Source organism: Streptococcus sp. FDAARGOS_520, from assembly GCF_003812685.1.
In the GTDB taxonomy this organism is placed as follows: Bacteria; Bacillota; Bacilli; order Lactobacillales; family Streptococcaceae; genus Streptococcus; species Streptococcus agalactiae.
Genome location: NZ_CP033810.1, coordinates 416,695 through 436,466 on the forward strand (window position 1 = coordinate 416,695; position 19,772 = coordinate 436,466).

The following is a 19,772-nucleotide window of genomic DNA, read 5'->3' on the forward strand; positions in this document are numbered from 1 at the left end:
TTCATATAAAAAGCACCCTAAAAGTCAGATAAAAATCTAGCTTTTAAAGTGCAAGTAATCTAGCTAACAGACTACCTTATTAATAAAGTAATCGTTTTTCCCACCAGTCTTGAATAATTGCATAAAGCGTACAAATTACCCAATAGATAAGGGCTACTAAGATATAGGCGGTCATATAGTCGGAGTAGGTTCCCCCAACTATTTTAGCATTATTAAAGATATCAGGTACCGTAATCATCGCAGTCAATGAGGAACTCTTGACCATATCTAGCAAAACATTACTTAAAGAAGGGAGTGCAATTCTTGTTGCTTGCGGAATAATAATGCCTCTATAAATCGTCGGTGTTTTTAACCCTAAAGCTCTAGCAGCTTCCCACTGACCATGATCAACAGCTAAAAGAGCTGCTCTGATAATTTCTGATATATATGCACTAGACATCATGGTAAAACCTACGATAGAAGCAGTCACAGCATCTAACTGTATCCCTATAAAAGGCAAACCAAAGTAGATAAGAAAGAGTAGAACCATTAAAGGAATCCCACGCATTAAGGAAATATGAATATTAGCTAGATACCTCAGTAAGCGGAAATGAGACATCTTCATTAGAGCTACAAAGAATCCTACGATAGCTCCTAAAATAAAGCCAACCAAGGATAATCCAATGGTATATGGTAACCCCTGAATAACACTTGGAAAAGCCTTAACAGCTAGTTCCAAATTAAAAATGGCATCCCAGTTTATCACTTATCTACTCCTCTCGAAATTTTTTATTTAACTTTAATTACTGGAATTTTATCCGTTCCAGCAGGTTCTTTTGTGAGATCTTGACCAGCATAATATTTTTCAGAGATTTTTTTCAAAGAACCGTCTTTCTTCATATCCTTGATAGCTGCATCAATTTTTGTTTTGAGGCTCTTATCTTTTTTACTCATCACAATACCTTGCTCAGTCGGATTATACTTCACATCACCCATTTTTACTTTGATATCTGGATATTGTTTTGTTACATATTTTACAGCAATGACTTGTGTGTAGTAATCATTCGGAATGAAATCTGTACGTCCAGTTGATACATCTCGAAGGTAAACGTCATTAGTTACATTGTCATAAATAACAGGTTCAGCACCTTGCTGTTTTGCAATTTTCATATATTGCGTTCCAGCGCCACCACCAGCTTTTTTACCTTTCCAGTCAGATAAATCTTTTGCTGTAATCTTTGAAGAACCATCTGCACGTACAATCATACCTCCAACAGAATATTTATAAGGTTGAGAGAAATTGTATTTTTTCAAACGCTCGGGAGTTGTGTCAAAGTTATTGACAGCAACATCCACCTTACCACTATCTACAGAAGTAAATGATTCAGCAACTCCAACTTCAACAAACTTAACTTTTATCTTAAGTTTTTTAGCAATCGCTTTCATCATATCAATCTCATAACCAGTCAATTTTTTATGGTCATCATAATAACTTGTTGGATAAAGCGTTGCAGGGGTAGCAACCTTAAGGACACCATCTTTTTTAATATTGTCCCATGTTGTTTCTTTGCTAGATTGACCATTTGAGCAAGCTGCTAATGTCATTGCAGATAAACCGACTAAACCAAGTAAAATTGTCTTTTTCATAAGTACTCCTGTAGATTAAATTATATTAAAATGGTTTGGCGTACTCTATCGAAAATTAAATTTAATGAAAATTAATACATAAATTTACGATAATAATACAACCATTGTTAAGAGTACCATATTGTATCCGTTTTCGCAAAAATATTGTTTACTTTTCAAATTAATGGTAAACAGGCCCTTTGAATTGCTTCTCTTTTTCAAACAACTCTGCAACAGCAAGCAATAAATCTTCTCTCCCTTTAGCCGCTGTCAATTGTACACCTAAAGGTAGCCCCTCTTTAGTTAGATGAGTTGGTATGGCTAAAGAAGGTTGCCCTGTCAAGTTTGGCTGATGTGTAAAAGGTGTCCAGGCCATTGAGTCTTCAAACATTTTCCAAATTAAATCCTGTTGTTCACTTACTGAGAATTCTCCCATATGCCTCAATTGTTTCTGGAGTGTCTCGTCTAAATCAAATTGTCCATGAAAAGGAGCTGGTTGATTAGTTGCTGCTGTTAAAATTAAATCATAATTTTCATGAAACCTCGCCATGGTAGCTGCAAATTGATCCCATGAATCTAAGAGTTTACTGTAATCTTTAGCCAATACCCTTTGTCCACTCTGATACATAGCCCAGGTCATTAATTCCATATCGCTAAATTCCATTGAACGCCCTAAACTCTTTTCGATGTCATCAAACATTGCTGCTGTTTCAACGCTATTCATCATACAATAAGTTTTCATAGAATGAATACCATCTAAAGGTTGTTCTACTAATTCTAAATGATTCCCTTTTTGAGACAGAAAATCTGCGGCTTCTTTAATAGCTGCTTTAGCCTCACTTGATACCTTTGTTTTTAAGGGAGAATCCATCAATACTGCTATTTTTAGGGGTTTACTAACGCTAAACTCGAAAAGACTCTCTTTGCTGAGTTTTTTCAGGGGAAATGGGCTTTCTACTTGATATGATTGTAAATAATATAATAGTCGTTTTGTATCTCTAACTGACTTTGTTAAAGCAAAATGACTAGAAGCCCCTTGCCAACCTCTATAGGATGAAGGTCCAACAGGTATACGTCCTCGACTCGGTTTTAAACCAATCAAACCATTAAAACTTGCTGGAATTCTGATTGACCCTCCTCCATCACTAGCTCCTGCAATTGGAACCATTCCTGAACTAACAGCTGCGGCTGCACCACCACTAGAGCCTCCAGCATTTCTTGAATGGTCAAATGGAAGATTAACATTCCCGTGAAGTTGACCATCACTAATATTCTTAAAACCAAATTCAGGGGTATTTGTTCTTCCTAAAATAATAAACCCTAATTTTTCAAAGGACTGCACTAAATAGTCCGTTTGTTTAGCATGATAGTGTTTAAATAATTGTGAACCTGAGGTTGAGAGTTGTCCTTTTTGATTCTGTCCCAAATCTTTCAGAAGAATAGGAACTCCTGCAAAAGGAGCATTTGATTCATTTGCGTATTTGGCTGCTTGACGCGCCTCATTATATTGCTTGCTGACAACAGCATTAACGCTTACATTCTGTTCCTCGATCTTGTAGATTGCTTGCTCTACTAATTCTTGCGACGAAATCTTATGCTGTTTTATCGCTTGTACCATAGCGGTAGCATCTTTAAAAACCATATAAACACCTCATAAAATGTATTTTTATTATAAGATAACAAAAAATACTTAAAAAAATAGAATAACGTCTAGACTCTAGATATTATTCTATGATTTATACTATTAATTTGTTTTTTCAACACTAATGATTTCAACTTGATAGCTACCAGCAGGTGATTCAATTGTAGCTAAGTCTCCTGTTTTTTTACCAATTAAAGCATGAGCAATTGGGCTTTCATTCGAAATTTTTCCTGAAAAAATGTCAGCTCCAGCAGCACCAACGATATGGTAAGTATCTTTATCATTTGTACCAACTTCTTGGACAAGGACAGTTTTACCAATTGCAACCTCATCTTTAGCAACTGCATCACTATCAATAATTTCAGCATAACGAATTTTTGTTTCTAAAATTTGAATTTGACCCTCAACAAATGCTTGTTCGTCTTTTGCTGCATCATATTCGCTATTTTCTGATAAGTCACCATAAGAACGAGCAATCTTGATACGCTCTACAACTTCTGGTCTACGAACTAATTTTAACTCTTCAAGTTCTTTTTCAAGTTGATCTTTTTCCACTTGTGTCATTGGGTAAGTTTTTTCTGCCATTTTATTTCTCTTTTCTTTTCATTTTTTCAAGTCAAAGATATAAACATGATGACTCGCACCATGTTTATAAGCTTAGTTAATTTGACTATTGATATATTTTTCAACGTTAGCCTTGTGTGTTTCAAAATCTTTAGCGTAGTATACATTTCCGGTCTTCACATCAGCGACAAAATAAAGGTAATCTGTTGAAGCAGGTTTTATAGTCGCTTCAATTGCTGAGATACTTGGACTATCAACTGGTCCAGGCATCAAACCAGTATTAGTATAGATGTTGTATGGTGATTTAATTGAAGTATTAATTTGAGCATCTTCAGCTAAACTTGTTTTATCACCTAATTTCCCCATAGCATACAAAATTGCAATGTTACTTTGAAGAGCTTGACCGGCTGATAATCGGTTATAAAAGACACTTGCTATTTTACGGCGATCTTCGTCTGTTGATCCCTCTTTTTCAACAAGAGATGATAATGTCAAAACATCATTTACAGACATATTCTTCGCTTTAATAGTGTTATAGTAAGGTGCCATCTTAGTATTCATTGTTGAAATCATATCTTCAACAAGTCCTTCTAAGGTTGTATCTTTATAATAGTTGTAGGTAGCTGGGAATAAATATCCTTCCAATTGATAAATAGCTTTTGATTTATCAGGTAAACTTCCTAGTAAATTTGGATATTTAGCTACCATTTTTTTAATAAACGTTTCATCTTGAACAAGTTTCAAGAAATCATCAGCTTTATAAGGTGTACTTGTAGTCTTTGTATCAATTTTATTAGACTCAATAGCTTTAGCAATCTGTTTAATAGTGTAACCCTCGGTAATTAATATCTTACCTAAAGCTGGTTTTGTCGGTTCTGCAGTTCCGCCTTTTTCCAATTCAGCAGCAATCTGATCTAAAGTCATACTTTTTTTAAGATTGTAGTATCCACTTTGAAAATTACTATAGTTTTTGAACTTGGAATAGTAATTAAAGACTGTGGCGCTCTTAATGACTCCTGCTTTTTCTAAAATTTGACCAATTAATTTATTCCCAGATCCTATCGGAATTTCAACTTGTACAAATTTATTTGAATTGGAATCAACAGGTTTAATAGCACTATCTACAAAACGATAACCTACAAATGCTGTCAAGAGCAATACAAGTATGATAATTGATATCAGAATACGTGCAATTCGTTTTGCCACATTATCTGCTTTCTGACGTCTTTCACGCTTGTTATGTTTGTTCTTGGCTGACAAAGCTATACCCTCTTCTTCTTTTGACAAATCCTCTACTCGGATAGGTTCCTTTGCTACGGGCTCTAACTCTGATATCTCACCAAGTTTTACATTTTCACCTTCTGTAGGAATATCTGTTGCTCTCACAAGAAAGATTTCTTCCGTTTCTTGATTAGGCACAGCAGTTGCAACATCAGTCTTATCTGCTTTTAAATCTATGTCAGGTACATTTTCAGTTGTCCTAAATTCACTAGATTTGGAGCCGCTATCAAGCTCTCTTGAAGGTTCCATCCCTTGATTGATAACTTGTTCTTCTTGGGAAGCTAATGCTTGTTCCGCCTGACGTCTTTCTTCTTCTCGAGCAGCTTCTGCCAGAAGTTTCGCCTCAATCCGAGCCTTCTCTTGCTCTTCTAAGCGTTGCTTAGTCTCTAGCGCCTTTGCTCTAGCTTCTTGTTCGTCTTTCAAACGTTGCGCTTCATAATCTGCCATCAATTGTGCTGTTCTGCGAGCAGCTTCTTTGGCTTCTTGCTCTTTTTGATAGAGTTCTTCTTCACGCAACTTTCTCAAACGGTTAGCTTCTTCTAACTCTGCCAGAATTTGTTCTTTAAAACTTTTCTGATCATGGTTAGAATGCTGATCGTCATTAAATTCGGTCAAAGAGATTTCCTCCTAATAATAATCACAGGCAATTATATCTTAAATAGTCTATAAAATCAACAAAACTTTGACAATGTTATCTACTTTTAACAAATTGATCGTGTTGGATTATTCCAAATCATATTATACCAAAGCGAACCACCATGTTTGGAGTCAGATTCTCCCTCATTTTTAAATCCATTCATTTCATAGAAGGAAATTAAATCATCATGGCAAGTTAAACTTATACCATCTCGTTCTTGAGAAACAACCAGGTCTTTCATCGCTGCTAATAATGCTGTACCAATCCCCTGACCTTTAAAATCAGGATGTATTGATAGACTAGTAATTCCTATGAAACCACCTACCCTTACAGGGAATTCAGAAACTTTATGGAATAAATCGTCCGTTAAGTACCGACCTTTAATAACCGGTCCTTCAATGTAACCTGCTAAACGACCATTAATCTCTGCAACTAAAAAAGTATCAGTCATTATCGTTAAACGTTCTTGCATTGCTTTTTTACTCGCAGCCTCTGCTTCTGAAAAATTTATTTGTTCAATACTAATGACTTGCTGTAAATCCTCTAGGCAACCATTTCTAATAATCATACTCATCTCCTTAATTTCTTTATGAAATTCTCTTGATAAAGTCAGATAGAGGACTGAGAAACTTCTCTCAGCCCTTACCATCAACTTATTGTGTATTTTTAGTTAGGTTAGCTAATAATTCTTCAAAAGAGCGCTCATACAATTGAATGTCTCCAGCACCCATAAAGACATAGACAGCATTATCATGATTGAGTAAAGGCGAGACATTTTCGACTGTCACTAAATCTGAGTGTTTGACAATCTTAGCAGCTAAATCTTCTACCTTCACCTCACCATTATCTACTTCTCTAGCAGAACCATATATTTGAGCGAGATAAACGCTATCCGCTTGACTCAAGGCATGGGCAAATTCGTCTAAAAGAGCTATCGTACGAGTGAACGTATGCGGTTGGAAAATAGCTACAATTTCTTTTGACGGGTATTTTTGTCGAGCAGCATCTAATGTCGCAATAATCTCAGTAGGATGGTGAGCAAAGTCATCAATAATGACAGTATCGTCAATAATCTTCTCAGTAAAACGACGCTTTACCCCTGAAAATGTCTTCAAATGCTCAGCTACTAATGCCATATCAATTCCCATTATGTAAAGGTTAGCAATAACAGCAGTTGCATTTAAGATATTATGTTTACCGTATGCTGGTACATGAAACTGACCAATTTCTTCTTGGTTATAGAAAACCTTAAAGTCAGAACCATTAACAGTTCGAGTGATGTCTTTTGCTATAAAATCATTTGAATCTTCAAAACCATAATAATATATTGGTGCCTCAGAAGTGATTTCATGAAGTTTTGGATCTTCTCCATAAATGAATAAACCTTTTTGAACTTGCTTAGCATAGTCATTAAAGGCATTGAATACGTCCTCTAAGCCTGTAAAATAATCAGGATGGTCAAAATCAATATTGGTAATAATTGAGTATTCTGGATGGTACGGCATAAAATGACGTTCGTATTCATCAGCTTCAAACACAAAGTAATTAGCATTAGCAGAACCACGTCCTGTACCATCTCCAATTAGGAAAGAAGTGTCTGTAATATTTTTTAAAACATGAGCTAATAAACCTGTCGTTGAGGTTTTTCCATGTGCCCCAGCTACACCTAGACTAGTGAACTGACGCATAAAATCTCCGAGAAATTCATGATATCGTTTAAAATGATAGCCCTTTTCAATAACATAAGCCAACTCTTCATTGTTATCTGGACGAAAAGCATTTCCTGCAATAATCTCTAAATCCTCACTGATATTATTCGGTGAGAAAGGTAATATAGTTACACCTGCTTGCTCTAAACCACGTTGGGTAAAATAATATTTGTCAACGTCACTTCCTTGGACGTTATGTCCCATTTGATGAAGCATCAGTGCTAGGGCACTCATTCCGGATCCTTTAATACCAATAAAATGATAAGTTTTTGACATGGTCTCTCCTTAATTAATGTCTTTAAAACGTGTCAGATTTAATTCTTGAGCCTTGGCTCTTTCTTTATGAAACTGATTGTCTTGTTTATTGTAAACTTGACTGCGTTTCAAAAAATCAAAATTATTTTTCTTTGTTTTTGGGTTCGGTGTATTATCAGGTTCTTGAAATATGATTGGAATTTCTGCTAATATATAGCTTTCCTGCTGTAAACGATCAGAAAGATGACTTAGTTCAGTCACCTTTCGCTGAGTTTGTTTTTTCGGTACTGTTGCCTTCAATTGTTGCTGAAAAGCTTCCTTTGATGGCGCCTTAAATTCCTGTTTCGCATAGTAAGCTTGTCGTTTCTCCCGAACAGACCTCTTTGCCTCTTGTCGAGATTTGCTCAACTCTGTCGCTTTTTTTACAAAACTCTGCGGTGGTACAGGATCATTTTCAATTACCTTAGGATGTGATATTTCTTCATGTTCATAATTGCTTTTGACCATGCTTTGATATGTTTTTTCTTGATAAAAGTCTCGAATGTTGTTAATTAAATCTTCATTATCATAAAGATTCATCTTTACAAGCGGAGACATTACTGGTTCATCATCTGCTATCAACGGAAATCGTCTAGAGCCTCTATTCACATTATCACTTCCTTTCTACAACAGACCTATTATAAACTAATTTTTCTGTTTTTTCAAAGTTTTCAACTAAGTAAAGCTTATCAGATTGGTATTTTTCATTCATTTATATAAAAAAGAAAGCGAGAGACCACTTTCTTTTTTATATTATAGTCACATCATCATATTTATTTAGAAACTCCAAGTATCTCTCGAATATCATCTACGCTCATGCTAGCATGGGTTTCATTTCCATCCAGAACTGTTGTAACCAAATGTTTTTTAGTTTCTTGCATTTCTAGAATTTTTTCTTCGATTGTGCCTCTAGTAATCAAGCGATAAACCTCGACATTCTCTTTTTGCCCCAACCTATGTGCGCGACTAATCGCCTGCATTTCAACAGCTGGATTCCACCACAAGTCAATCAGAACAACGGTATCAGCTCCTGTAAGGTTGAGACCAACGCCACCAGCTTTTAAAGAAATCAAGAAAGCATCTTTTGATCCTGCATTAAATGCTCTGGTCATTTCATGACGTTCATTTGCTGGTGTAGAACCAGTAATTTTATAAGTTGTAAGCCCCATAGCTACCATCTCACGTTCTGCGATATCTAACATACCCCTGAACTGAGAAAAAATCAGAGCACGATGTCCATTTTCCTTAATTTGTGTTAAAAGTTGACGTAGGCTTTCTAACTTACCGCTTTCACCATCATAATCCATAAAAAGACGTGGAGTGTCACAAATTTGACGTAATCGTGTGATGCCAGATAAAATTTCAATTTTACGACGATTTAAGTCAGCGTCACTAGAATGTTGGATACTTTCTTGAATTTGGCGTAATTGCGCCAAATAGATAACTTTTTGACTGTCTGTCATTTCATTTGGATAGTTCATTTCAATCAAATCCGGTAATTCTGGGAGAACTTCTTCTTTTCGACGTCTCATCACAAATGGTTTGATATAACGAGCAACTTGTTTAGGGTTCAACTTCAAAAACTCTTTCTTACCAGGTAATAAACCAGGTAAAATGATCTGGAAAATGGACCAAATTTCTAACAGTTTATTCTCAATAGGTGTTCCCGATAATGCAAAACAGTTTTTGACCTCAAAAGATCTCAAGCTATGGGCTATTTTAGTTTGAGCATTTTTCATAACCTGTGCTTCATCCAAAATTAAATAATCATAATTTCCTTCAGAATAAGTCTCAAAATCCTGCCTAAATGATGAATAACTTGTAATGATTACTTGATGACGTTCAGCAATAATTTCATCTCTACGAATCTTAGAACCATAGGCAACTGCTACATCTACGTCTGGCGCAAATTTGTGGAATTCATCTTGCCAATTATAAATTAAACTTGATGGTGATAAAATAAGCACACGAGAATCTCTAGTTAGTTTTGTACTTAAAAATGAAATCGTTTGAAGTGTTTTTCCAAGCCCCATATCATCAGCTAAAATCCCTGCAAAGCCATAATGATCTAACATACTTAACCAACGGACACCTGTAAGCTGATAATCGCGCAAGGAAGCTGAAACAGATAGACCAGGTATTTTAAACTTTTCTGGGTGTCTCAAATCTTCAATCAATTGGTAAAAATGTTGTGAAAAGCTAACATTATCTTGATTTGCAAACAGTTCTGATAATTGAAAGGCTGCAATATTATCTAATTCAATATGCCCATTCTTTGCTCGTCTAGCTCTCAACCCTTGCAAAGTTGCACTTACTTTCTTAGTTTCTTCATCAAAAATAACTAATTGCCCTGATTTATTCACAAAATAAGGATTATTGTCAAACAAAGCTACCAGAGCTTGATCAACATCGTTTTCCAGTAAATCAGAGAAATCAAAAGAAATATCTAGCAGGCTTCCCTTAGCTTCAATATCAATTTGCGGTCGTTCTATGAGACGATAACTTTCCAATTTTGCGGATAAGCTCACTGTTCCCATTTTTTTAAATTGTGGAAGCATATAGGTATAAAAATCGTATAATTCTTGTGCACTGTATGCTGGATGGCTGGTTGAAAAGTGGGGTGCAAAGCCATATTTTTCTAAGAGTTTAAATACTTTTTCTTCATGTTTGAAGTGACTAGCAAATGTTAACTGTTCTAGTTCTTGACGATTATGAACAGTTAAATCATTACCATAATCAAATACCATTTGCAATAAAATTTCATTTTGACTATTAATATCGAACTCAAAATTTACCTTAAAATCATGAATAGAGAAGCTCCGTGGAGCATCCACTAGTCCAATCTCCTTAAAATCCAGTAAATGAGCTGCTAACTTATCTTGATCATCTAAATCAAAATGGATATGTTTTGCTAAATCTCCCTCAATGGGAAGACTACGAATAGCCGTTACCATCTTTTCTTGCTTCAAATTAAGATGGTAGAAAGTATCGCGATAAAACAAATAAGAATTCGCAAATAGTGGTTTTAAGTCTTTCTCTTTGATTTCTAATTCAATTGATTGCCTATGGACAATAACCTTAAATTGATAAAGATGATCCTCACCTTCTAATTCCTTAAAGTAGAGGTGATTAAATTGATGAAAATCACTTTCAAATGAAAAATTTTCTAAAGCATTCATCAAAGTAACACCCTCTTCAAAAAAACCACGAGTGAGACTAAGGTGACGACCTTGATTTGGTAAAATAAACTCTAGATCAATTTTGCTTGAATGACTTGGAATGAGCCTCCATAAAAATTCTATCAATTCTTGACTGGTCTCATCAAACTGTATTAAAGACAAAGTTTCAAAGTATTGTTTTCCAATCTGATAATAAGCTTCTTTTCGAACAGTATTTAAAAAGGCTTTGATGTCACGAATAACATAACTTCTATCATCAGGCAGTCGTCTAATTTTTAAAGTCCACCAGATATCATTAGCATAAGGATTTTGTTCTCCTTGAGCCGATAATTGATATTTTATAGTATCATCTTCATTAATAATTAGACTATCTAAAAAAACACTACCAAAAGAGGTTTTCTTCTTAGTTTCTTGTTGACTTTCTTGTTGAACTTGAACTTTAGATAAGATTGCTTTACCTTCTGGATCGTTTTTCAAGAAATGCTCCAGAGCAGCTAAATGTTGACAATAGCCTTTTCTTGCAAAAAAATCACAAGAACATTTTGTTTCTTCTGTTACTAATGAATATTCAATCTGACAATCCCCAACTTTAGCTTTTAATAGATTACCTTCTTGAGAAATCAAGGACACCAAACCTTGTTCGTAGAGTTCTATACCTTGATTTCGAATACGTCCTGGAATCATTCTACTCATTATGCTACCACCTTCATCTTATCCCTTAATTATAACAAAATTCAAGTCCAATTTCTTGTAAAAATACTAAATTGATTGTTTTTTGATACAGTAACAAATAAAAAAGGCTAAAACAACTGTCCTAACCTTCTATTTCAATTTCAACAATAAGATGTTATTTACGTTTACGTGCTATTAGATTAATTGGTGTTCCTTCAAAAACAAATGCTTCACGGATTTGATTTTCTAAGAAACGAAGATATGAAAAGTGCATCAATTCTTCTTCGTTAACAAAAACAACGAAAGTTGGTGGTTTAACAGCAACTTGAGTTGCGTAGAAAATCTTAAGACGTTTTCCTTTATCAGTTGGTGTTGGATTAATAGCAATAGCATCCATAATCACATCATTTAATACAGCAGACGGAATACGTTTGTTTTGACTTTCGCTAATACGTTTAATCATATCTGGTAACTTGTGCAAACGTTGCTTTGTCTCTGCAGAAACAAAGATAATTGGCGCATAAGACAAGAATTGGAAGTTATCACGTATATCAGCTTCCCACTGACTGACAGTATGATTGTCTTTTTCGATAGTATCCCATTTATTAACTACAATAATAATACCTTTACCAGTTTCATGTGCAAACCCTGCAATACGCTTGTCATACTCACGAATACCTTCCTCTGCATTAATCACCATAAGAACAACATCTGAGCGGTCGATGGCGCGCATAGAACGCATAACAGAATATTTCTCTGTGTTTTCATATACCTTACCAGATTTACGCATACCAGCAGTATCAATCATAGTATACTCTTGCCCCTGGCTATCAACGAAATTAGTATCAATAGCATCGCGCGTAGTACCAGCAACTGGGCTAGCAATAACACGGTCTTCCCCAAGGATGGCATTAATTAAACTAGATTTCCCAACATTTGGACGTCCAATCAAACTAAAACGAATAATATCTGGATTTTCATTTTCCTCTTCTACCGGAAGATTTTCCACAATAGCATCCAATATATCACCAGTACCAATACCATGAACTGATGACAAGGGATAAGGATCCCCTAAACCAAGAGAGTAGAAATCGTAAATATCATTGCGCATCTCAGGATTATCTACCTTATTAACAGCTAAAATAACCGGTTTATTGGTCTTATAAAGAATACGTGAGACATACTCATCTGCATCAGTCACACCTTCTTTACCCGACACAACAAACACAATAACATCAGCCTCTGTCATAGCAATGTCTGCTTGGTGCTTAATTTGCTCCATAAACGGTGCATCAACATCATCAATCCCACCAGTATCAATTAATGAAAACTTACGATTTAGCCACTCACCCGTTGTATAGATACGATCACGAGTGACTCCTTCAACGTCCTCAACAATGGAAATACGTTCTCCTGCAATTCTGTTAAATAATGTTGATTTTCCAACATTCGGACGACCAACAATAGCAACTGTAGGTAATACCATAATTCTCCTCTCACTATTGGGAATACTCCCAATTCCATTCTATTTTATTAACGGCGATTCGGTCCTTCTAAGTGGAATTCTATCGCTAAATACCGTACGCGCTCCATAACTCGTTTTGCTTGCCAAGTTTCGTCGCTTCCTTTTATATTAGCCCATTTTCTTTCCAAATCGTTAAAACTATAATTTGACGTAAAGAAAGTGGGCAACTCTTCTAGCATACGATGTTGTAATATAACTTGTAAAATCTCGTCACGAACCCAGGACGTTGCCTGTTCAGCCCCAATATCATCTAAAATCAAAATCGGAACACTTTTCACAGCATCAATTTCATCTTTTACAGTTCCGCTTGAAATAGCATTTTTGACATCAATAGCAAAACTAGGGAAATGAAGAAGAGTCGTTGACACACCCTTTCTCTCTGATAATTCCCTCGCCATTGCTGCCATTAAATAGGATTTCCCAACCCCCATATCTCCATATAAATAAAGCCCCTTGTGATTATATGAAGGATAAGTCTCTACAAAATCAAGCAGTTGTGACATAGCTTTCATTCGACTCTCGTTATTAATATCAAAGTCAGTCATTCTGATATTCCGATAGGACTTGGGTAGATTAACTAAATTAATACGATCACTGATAGCTTGTTTTTTTTGTGCTTCAATTAACTCTCGTGTTTCTAAATAAGAAACATCTGCATAACCTTCATTCATAACCAAAATAGGCTCATAGCCTTTAGCAATATATTGACTATCCTTATTTTTAAATTTCTGACGCTCAATCAAAAATTGATTAAATTTAGACATGCTGATATTTATTTCACGCTGAGAAAGTTGGTGGGTTTTAATGAACTCCGCTACCTGAGCATCTGCTAAAATCATTTGAATAAGCTCATCATTTGTATTACGAGGCACTCTCCCTTGATTTTCTAATGCTTGTCCCACTGATTTCATGATTCACCATCCTTTCCTAATCGTTCTAAACGCTTGAGGGCATCTGTTTTAAACTGTTCTAATTCAATTTCTTTTTCTGGGCTAACCTCATCTTTATAATCAGGATTACTCCATTCAGGAACATTCGATTGTTTCTTCTTCGTTTCTGTTTTAGTCCTTACTTTTTGATCTGAAAAATCACGAATTTTAAGCACAGCATCTTCGGCCGTCATAACATTCTGAAAAGCAAAATCATTAGCAACTTTCATGATATAGGCCTTATTTAAGTTAGCAGATTTTGTCTTATTCAAGGTATATAAAACCATAACATTAATGACTTCGTCTAGGAAATTCATTTTTGCCAAATCCTCAAGTAAAGTCTTCTCACCACTTGTTGTCACTGCCTTACGGCTTCTCTTGATTTTTTCAAGGAACACTAGAGCACTATCATTTTTAGATTCCCTTAGTATGACCTTTTCATTATTTGTAAAACTCTGATTATCTTTAATATGCTGCCCCTCATTTTGTTGAACTTTCATTCGCTGAGGCGCAATCATTCCATTGATAGCTGTTTGTTTTGCTAATTGATAGGTATCATACCAATTTAAATGATAAAGTTCTGATACACTATAAATACCTAAGACATCATCTTTTTCATTGTTAAAACGTAAGCCATCTCGCATCATCAAACGTTTGAAACTTTCCAAGTCAAAAACATTTTTACTCCGGTTTACCTCTTGTTTTGGTTGTCCTAAATCCGAGAAAACATCTGTAAATTTTTTAGAGATATCTCTAGCATTTTTAGGTATTTTCATATCTAATTCTGCCACTGCTACCTCTCCTATACGTTTTTCTAACAAACGACGATAGATGGGATTAGATAAAAATAACTCATTTGACATAGCTTGATTCAACTTAACAAGGTAAGTACCTGTGGCTTGGTAAACAGTCAACAAATCCAAAGCTGTTAACATTACCAATGCATCTTGAAATCTTGGCATCCCGTATTGCAGATGATTGAGAACCTCTGAAAATTTATGACGTCGTATTCCGTCATCAAAAAAATGAACAAAATAATCATAGAGTGCCATGGCATCACTTCCCATAATTGGGAAATACAATTGTATTAAACTATTACTATCATAAACAATCTTATTTTGCTTAATATATGTAAACTCATCTATTGGACTCATCACACGCTACCACTCTTTTTACTCCGTACGCGCTTTGTAATTTGTTGAAGTAGTTCTTCAATTTCATCTACATCTTTAAAAGATTTATAAACACTAGCAAAGCGCACATAAGTAATCTCATCTAATTCGGCGAGTTCATCCATCACTAAATTTCCGATAGTGATACTAGAAACCTCATCTTCATACTCACTCCTAATTTTACGTTCGATACGTAAGATACAATTTTCAATATCTTCGCTCGAAACAGGGCGTTTTTGAGCACTCTGAATAATACCATTCAAAATTTTATCTCGAGAAAATTGCTCGCGAGTACCATCTTTCTTTATGACTAAAAGAGGCAATTCTTCCAAACGTTCAAATGTTGTAAAGCGGTTGCCACATTTTTCGCACTCTCTCCGGCGTCTGATAGTCGTACCTTCTTCAGCTTGTCGGCTATCAACCACACTAGATTTATTATAGCCACATTTTGGACAACGCATGTCAACACCCCTATTCTATCATATCATTTAATCATCTTATTTTAACACAAATTCAGTAATAACAAAAGAAGCGCCTCTCTTATCACCTCATCATATCAAAACACAAAATAATCCTTATGCCTTTTATCATTAAGCATAAGGATTTTTCTTATATTTCTTTAGTTTCTTCAAATTTTTTTATAGGAATGCGAACAATGAATTCAGTCCCTTGATTTAGTTCACTTTTAATATCCACCTTTAAATGGTAAGCATCCATAATTTGTTTAAACACTGAAAGCCCGATACCTAAACCAGCTTGTGTACTTTCTCTGTTACGTGATTTATCAGTTCGATAAAAACGATCAAAGATAAACTCAATATCTTCATCTGAGATACCTTCTCCTTTATCTTTTACAACTACTGTCGCAAAATCATTGTCTACTGATAAAACAACACTGACTTCTTTATAACTAGGAGAGTACTTGATAGCGTTATCAATTAAGATCATGAGAGCTTGCTCAAAATGTATCTTATATATCTTTCCCCAAACGATATCTGAAATATTATTTTCAAAAATAAATTGAAAATCTTCTCTCAAAATACGGAAATTTTCAATAACAACTGATATAGAGCTTGATAAATCTGTCACTTCATCTTGATGAAGTTCCAAGCTTCCTTGGACGCGAATCATATTTAACATGTCATTAATCATTAAGGACATACGATCTGCCTCATGGTATGCCGCTGCTAAACTTTCTTCAAGAATTTCTGGATCATCTTTCCCCCAACGTTGTAATAAACCAATATGACCCTTTACAACAGCGACAGGCGTTCTTAATTCATGACTAACATCACTAATGAATTGTGATTGTCGACGAGTATAGTCTTCCAACTGATCCAACATCCCATCAAAAATCCTAGACAATTCTCCAATTTCGTCTTCTGAACGGACCTTACTTCTAATTTCTAAATTACTAGGATTTTCAGATATCTGATGCATTAAGTCGTGTAAATTTTTAACCGGACGAACAATACGCTTAGTAGCACTATTAATAACGACCAAGGCTAAAACAGTCCCTAAAACTTCCATCATAATCAAGAAAACAATGATGTTTTGCCTCATACTATAATAACGACCTAAATTATAGAAAATTTGAACGTATCCAAGCAACTGTCCTGTTTTTTGAGAGTAGATTGCTTTTGTACCAACAAAACCTTCCATATCTGCAACTTTAGAGATGATAACTTTTCCCATGGATTTACCAATAGTTGGCATACCCGTTCTCAGTGTAGAAAAAACTGGTTTCCTGTTGACATCGTATAGGGTCATTTCTTGATTAACATAAAGAATACTATCGATTGACTCGCCCGTTCTAACAATTCCATTTTGACGCTTATGAGGATAGATGTCATCCGCAAAAACCTGGTTGTACAGGATCTCTAAAATATCATCGGATGTCAAACTAGAGTTCGCTTGCGACAAACGAACTCTAGTTTTTTCTAATGACCTACCGACATTAATTTTTTCCCTGTGAAGGACGTATCTTGTTGCCGAAGTATAAACTAAAACAGAAAATACTGTAAATAGGCTAAAAAATAAGATAAAAACTAATTGCGATAATTTTTTTGACAGAGGTTGTTTTACCCCTATAAACTGATCTTTTTTAATTTTCACGAATCACATAGCCCATTCCGCGAACAGTTTGAATATATGATTCACGACCTGGGATATCAATTTTACCTCTTAGGTAACGGATATAAACATCAACAACGTTTGTCTCTGCTGCCACATCGTATTTCCAAACATGTTCTAGCAACTCTTCTCGTGTCATAACACGATTCATATTTGTCATCAAGACATTCAACAAATCAAATTCACGTTTTGTTAGTGAAATTTCCTCATCACCACGCATCGCTGAACGATTATGAGTATTTAATGACAAATCACGGAAACTACCACTATCACCTTTTTCTTTTGTCTTCGTTTCAATTTCTTGGCGTCGGAAAATCGCTCTAACACGTGCTAATAATTCTTCGATTGCAAACGGCTTAACAATATAATCATCTGCTCCACGATCAAGACCAGCTACAATATCCATAACAGAATCACGTGCTGTCATCATCATGATATAGGTTGTTTTTTCAGCCTGCAGGCGACGTGTGATTTCGAAACCATCCATCTCTGGAAGCATTAAATCCAGTAGAATCAAATCAAAATCTTTTTCTAATGCTGTGTCCAATCCTTCACGACCGTTTGTTTCAACAACAACATCATATCCTTCATGTAGTAGTTCTAACGAGACGAAGCGAGCTAAATTTTTCTCATCTTCGATTATTAAGATCTTTTTACCCATCTACACCAACCTTCTTATTCTTTACTTAACACTATCAATTATTTTTTAGAATATCTAGATAAAAAACAAGATAGCCCACATTTTACTAACGTTTCTTTAAATAAATAAATCGCCATCCCAAACAATTGTTCGATAGCGAGACTTAATTTTTATTATTGAGTAGTGTCCTCTGTCACTTTTCAATTCTACTAAAAAAAAATTAAAATATCAACTGATGTTATTAATAATTTTTATCTAATCACTATCAAACATACCTTCTAAGGCTGCGAAAGGATTAGATTTTTCTTTTTCTTTAGCTTGTTTTTCTTCATACTGCTTTTCAGTCATTAACGACCAATTTTTACCTGATAAATCCGCTTCTACCCCAACCTCATCAGCTGCCAGAACACGAAGAGGTATATTTAACAAGATATTATCGATAACGCTTTCTTCTAAATTAATATCATCTTCCTCTAATATTAAGACCAACTCCTGATCAACGAGCTCTTTTTTAGTGCTAACATTTTCAGCTTCAATAAAAACTTCATTAATAGTTTGCTTTTCAGATAAAACAACTGGTTTCATAGAACGACTAGACGGTAATGTAATATCGTAAGCCATATTATAGTCAAGTAGATAGAGACCATCTTCATACACCACATGACCTGAAACTTGAATATCAGAAATATCCATTATCTCTGAATGACGCTCCATAAGCGACTCTTTGATATCTATTTTTTTATCAAAATAAAGCCCCTCTGGTGATTTTTTGATTTCTGTAAGTAACACGTGCCATCTCCCTTTATAGTATATGTCATATTATATCAAGTTTTACAGGCTTTGTCTTAAAAAAACAAAACGCAAGGCATAGCTACCCTACGTTTTGTTAACGACTACATATGACGCAAACGCTCAATACGATCTGCAATTGGTGGATGCGTATAAAATAAAGACTTTAACCCTTCTTTTTTCGTTGGGTCATTGATATAGAGAGCCGCACTAGCATCATCTACTGGATGCCCCATAGGTTCAGAACGATCAAGTTTTTCTAAAGCAGAGATCATTCCTTGTGGATTTCTTGTTAACTCAACAGAACTAGCGTCTGCTAAGTATTCGCGCTGTCTTGAAATAGCTAATTGAACTAAACTAGCGGCTAATGGTGCAAGGATTAGTGATAAAATAGAGAAAATCAAAACCAAGATGTTTCCACCATCTTCTCTGTCATCATCACGCCTACGACCTCCGCCGTAAAATAACATACGGCTACCAATGCTTGATATTAGAGTTACAGCACTCGCTAAAGCTACTGCAATGGTTGAAATACGGATATCATAATTACGAATATGACTAACCTCATGTCCAATAACACCCTCTAGCTCTTCGCGGTTCATAACAGCTAATAGGCCTGTCGTTGCTGCAACAGCAGCATTTTCTGGCTTAGAGCCTGTGGCAAAGGCATTTAGGGAGTCATCTTCAACAATGAAAACGCGTGGCATAGGTATCTGAGCTATCATTGCCATATCTTCAACAATATGAAAATAATTTGGCGCCTCATCTTCTGTAACTTCACGCGCATTGTTCATTGACATAACAACATTAGTTGATTGAAAAATCATACTTACTGCATAGATAACCCCAATAATTAGAGCTAGAACAAGCCCAAATTGGTAGCTGCCTAATACCAAATAACCTACAGCTGCTCCAATAGCTGCTAAAAGACAGAAGAAGACAATTAACAAGACAACTGTTTTTCTCTTATTACTTGCAATTTGTTGATACAGCAAAAGCCT

The 19,772-nt window shown here is 35.2% G+C and carries 17 protein-coding genes; all 17 read right to left on the bottom strand.

Going from position 1 to position 19,772, the window contains the following annotated elements:
- Positions 1 to 79: 79 nt before the first annotated feature.
- The 17 genes from EGX96_RS02205 to htpX all read right to left on the bottom strand — a co-directional run bounded on the left by EGX96_RS02205 (position 80) and on the right by htpX (position 19,766).
- A complete protein-coding gene (locus EGX96_RS02205) occupies positions 80 to 745 on the bottom strand; it encodes an amino acid ABC transporter permease (protein WP_000611499.1) in 666 nt (221 codons plus the stop codon).
- 23 nt (positions 746 to 768) lie between these two features.
- Positions 769 to 1,626 carry a transporter substrate-binding domain-containing protein gene (locus tag EGX96_RS02210; protein WP_000751026.1) on the bottom strand — a complete coding sequence of 286 codons (858 nt, stop codon included), beginning with the start codon at positions 1,624 to 1,626 and terminating at the stop codon, positions 769 to 771.
- A 160-nt stretch (positions 1,627 to 1,786) separates the two neighbouring features.
- A complete protein-coding gene (locus EGX96_RS02215; RefSeq protein WP_000231326.1) occupies positions 1,787 to 3,247 on the bottom strand; it encodes an amidase in 1,461 nt (486 codons plus the stop codon).
- A gap of 102 nt (positions 3,248 to 3,349) precedes the next feature.
- A complete protein-coding gene (gene greA, locus EGX96_RS02220) occupies positions 3,350 to 3,832 on the bottom strand; it encodes a transcription elongation factor GreA (RefSeq protein ID WP_000818772.1) in 483 nt (160 codons plus the stop codon).
- A 72-nt stretch (positions 3,833 to 3,904) separates the two neighbouring features.
- Positions 3,905 to 5,707, bottom strand: a complete 1,803-nt coding sequence (gene mltG / locus EGX96_RS02225; protein ID WP_000134312.1) for an endolytic transglycosylase MltG — start codon at positions 5,705 to 5,707, stop codon at positions 3,905 to 3,907.
- 86 nt (positions 5,708 to 5,793) lie between these two features.
- Complete coding sequence (locus tag EGX96_RS02230; protein ID WP_123957811.1) at positions 5,794 to 6,297, bottom strand: GNAT family N-acetyltransferase; 504 nt, start codon at positions 6,295 to 6,297, stop codon at positions 5,794 to 5,796.
- 85 nt (positions 6,298 to 6,382) lie between these two features.
- Complete coding sequence (gene murC, locus EGX96_RS02235) at positions 6,383 to 7,714, bottom strand: UDP-N-acetylmuramate--L-alanine ligase (protein ID WP_000048107.1); 1,332 nt, start codon at positions 7,712 to 7,714, stop codon at positions 6,383 to 6,385.
- A gap of 9 nt (positions 7,715 to 7,723) precedes the next feature.
- The gene (locus tag EGX96_RS02240) at positions 7,724 to 8,341 is read right to left on the bottom strand and encodes a hypothetical protein (RefSeq protein WP_001079334.1); all 618 of its coding nucleotides are present in this window, start codon (positions 8,339 to 8,341) and stop codon (positions 7,724 to 7,726) included.
- A 164-nt stretch (positions 8,342 to 8,505) separates the two neighbouring features.
- On the bottom strand, positions 8,506 to 11,604 hold the full coding sequence (locus EGX96_RS02250; RefSeq protein ID WP_000089135.1) for a DEAD/DEAH box helicase: 3,099 nt from the start codon (positions 11,602 to 11,604) through the stop codon (positions 8,506 to 8,508).
- Positions 11,605 to 11,758: 154 nt separating this feature from the next.
- Positions 11,759 to 13,069, bottom strand: coding sequence for a ribosome biogenesis GTPase Der (gene der, locus EGX96_RS02255; RefSeq protein ID WP_000244022.1), 1,311 nt, complete (start codon positions 13,067 to 13,069; stop codon positions 11,759 to 11,761).
- A 47-nt stretch (positions 13,070 to 13,116) separates the two neighbouring features.
- The gene (gene dnaI / locus EGX96_RS02260) at positions 13,117 to 14,019 is read right to left on the bottom strand and encodes a primosomal protein DnaI (protein ID WP_000843626.1); all 903 of its coding nucleotides are present in this window, start codon (positions 14,017 to 14,019) and stop codon (positions 13,117 to 13,119) included.
- Positions 14,016 to 15,191, bottom strand: a complete 1,176-nt coding sequence (locus EGX96_RS02265) for a DnaD domain protein (RefSeq protein WP_000074512.1) — start codon at positions 15,189 to 15,191, stop codon at positions 14,016 to 14,018. Before EGX96_RS02265 ends, dnaI begins: the two co-directional genes overlap by 4 nt.
- Positions 15,191 to 15,670 (bottom strand): transcriptional regulator NrdR, encoded by a 480-nt coding sequence (gene nrdR, locus EGX96_RS02270; RefSeq protein ID WP_001203682.1) that lies wholly within the window; start codon positions 15,668 to 15,670, stop codon positions 15,191 to 15,193. The genes EGX96_RS02265 and nrdR overlap by 1 nt, the downstream gene beginning before the upstream one ends.
- A 148-nt stretch (positions 15,671 to 15,818) precedes the next feature.
- Positions 15,819 to 17,324 carry a HAMP domain-containing sensor histidine kinase gene (locus tag EGX96_RS02275; protein ID WP_123957812.1) on the bottom strand — a complete coding sequence of 502 codons (1,506 nt, stop codon included), beginning with the start codon at positions 17,322 to 17,324 and terminating at the stop codon, positions 15,819 to 15,821.
- On the bottom strand, positions 17,314 to 18,003 hold the full coding sequence (locus tag EGX96_RS02280; RefSeq protein WP_123957813.1) for a response regulator transcription factor: 690 nt from the start codon (positions 18,001 to 18,003) through the stop codon (positions 17,314 to 17,316). Before EGX96_RS02280 ends, EGX96_RS02275 begins: the two co-directional genes overlap by 11 nt.
- 234 nt (positions 18,004 to 18,237) lie before the next feature.
- Positions 18,238 to 18,771, bottom strand: coding sequence for a YceD family protein (locus EGX96_RS02285; protein ID WP_000927545.1), 534 nt, complete (start codon positions 18,769 to 18,771; stop codon positions 18,238 to 18,240).
- Between the two features lie 104 nt (positions 18,772 to 18,875).
- Positions 18,876 to 19,766 (bottom strand): zinc metalloprotease HtpX, encoded by an 891-nt coding sequence (htpX, locus tag EGX96_RS02290; protein ID WP_000966817.1) that lies wholly within the window; start codon positions 19,764 to 19,766, stop codon positions 18,876 to 18,878.
- Positions 19,767 to 19,772 lie beyond the last annotated feature (6 nt).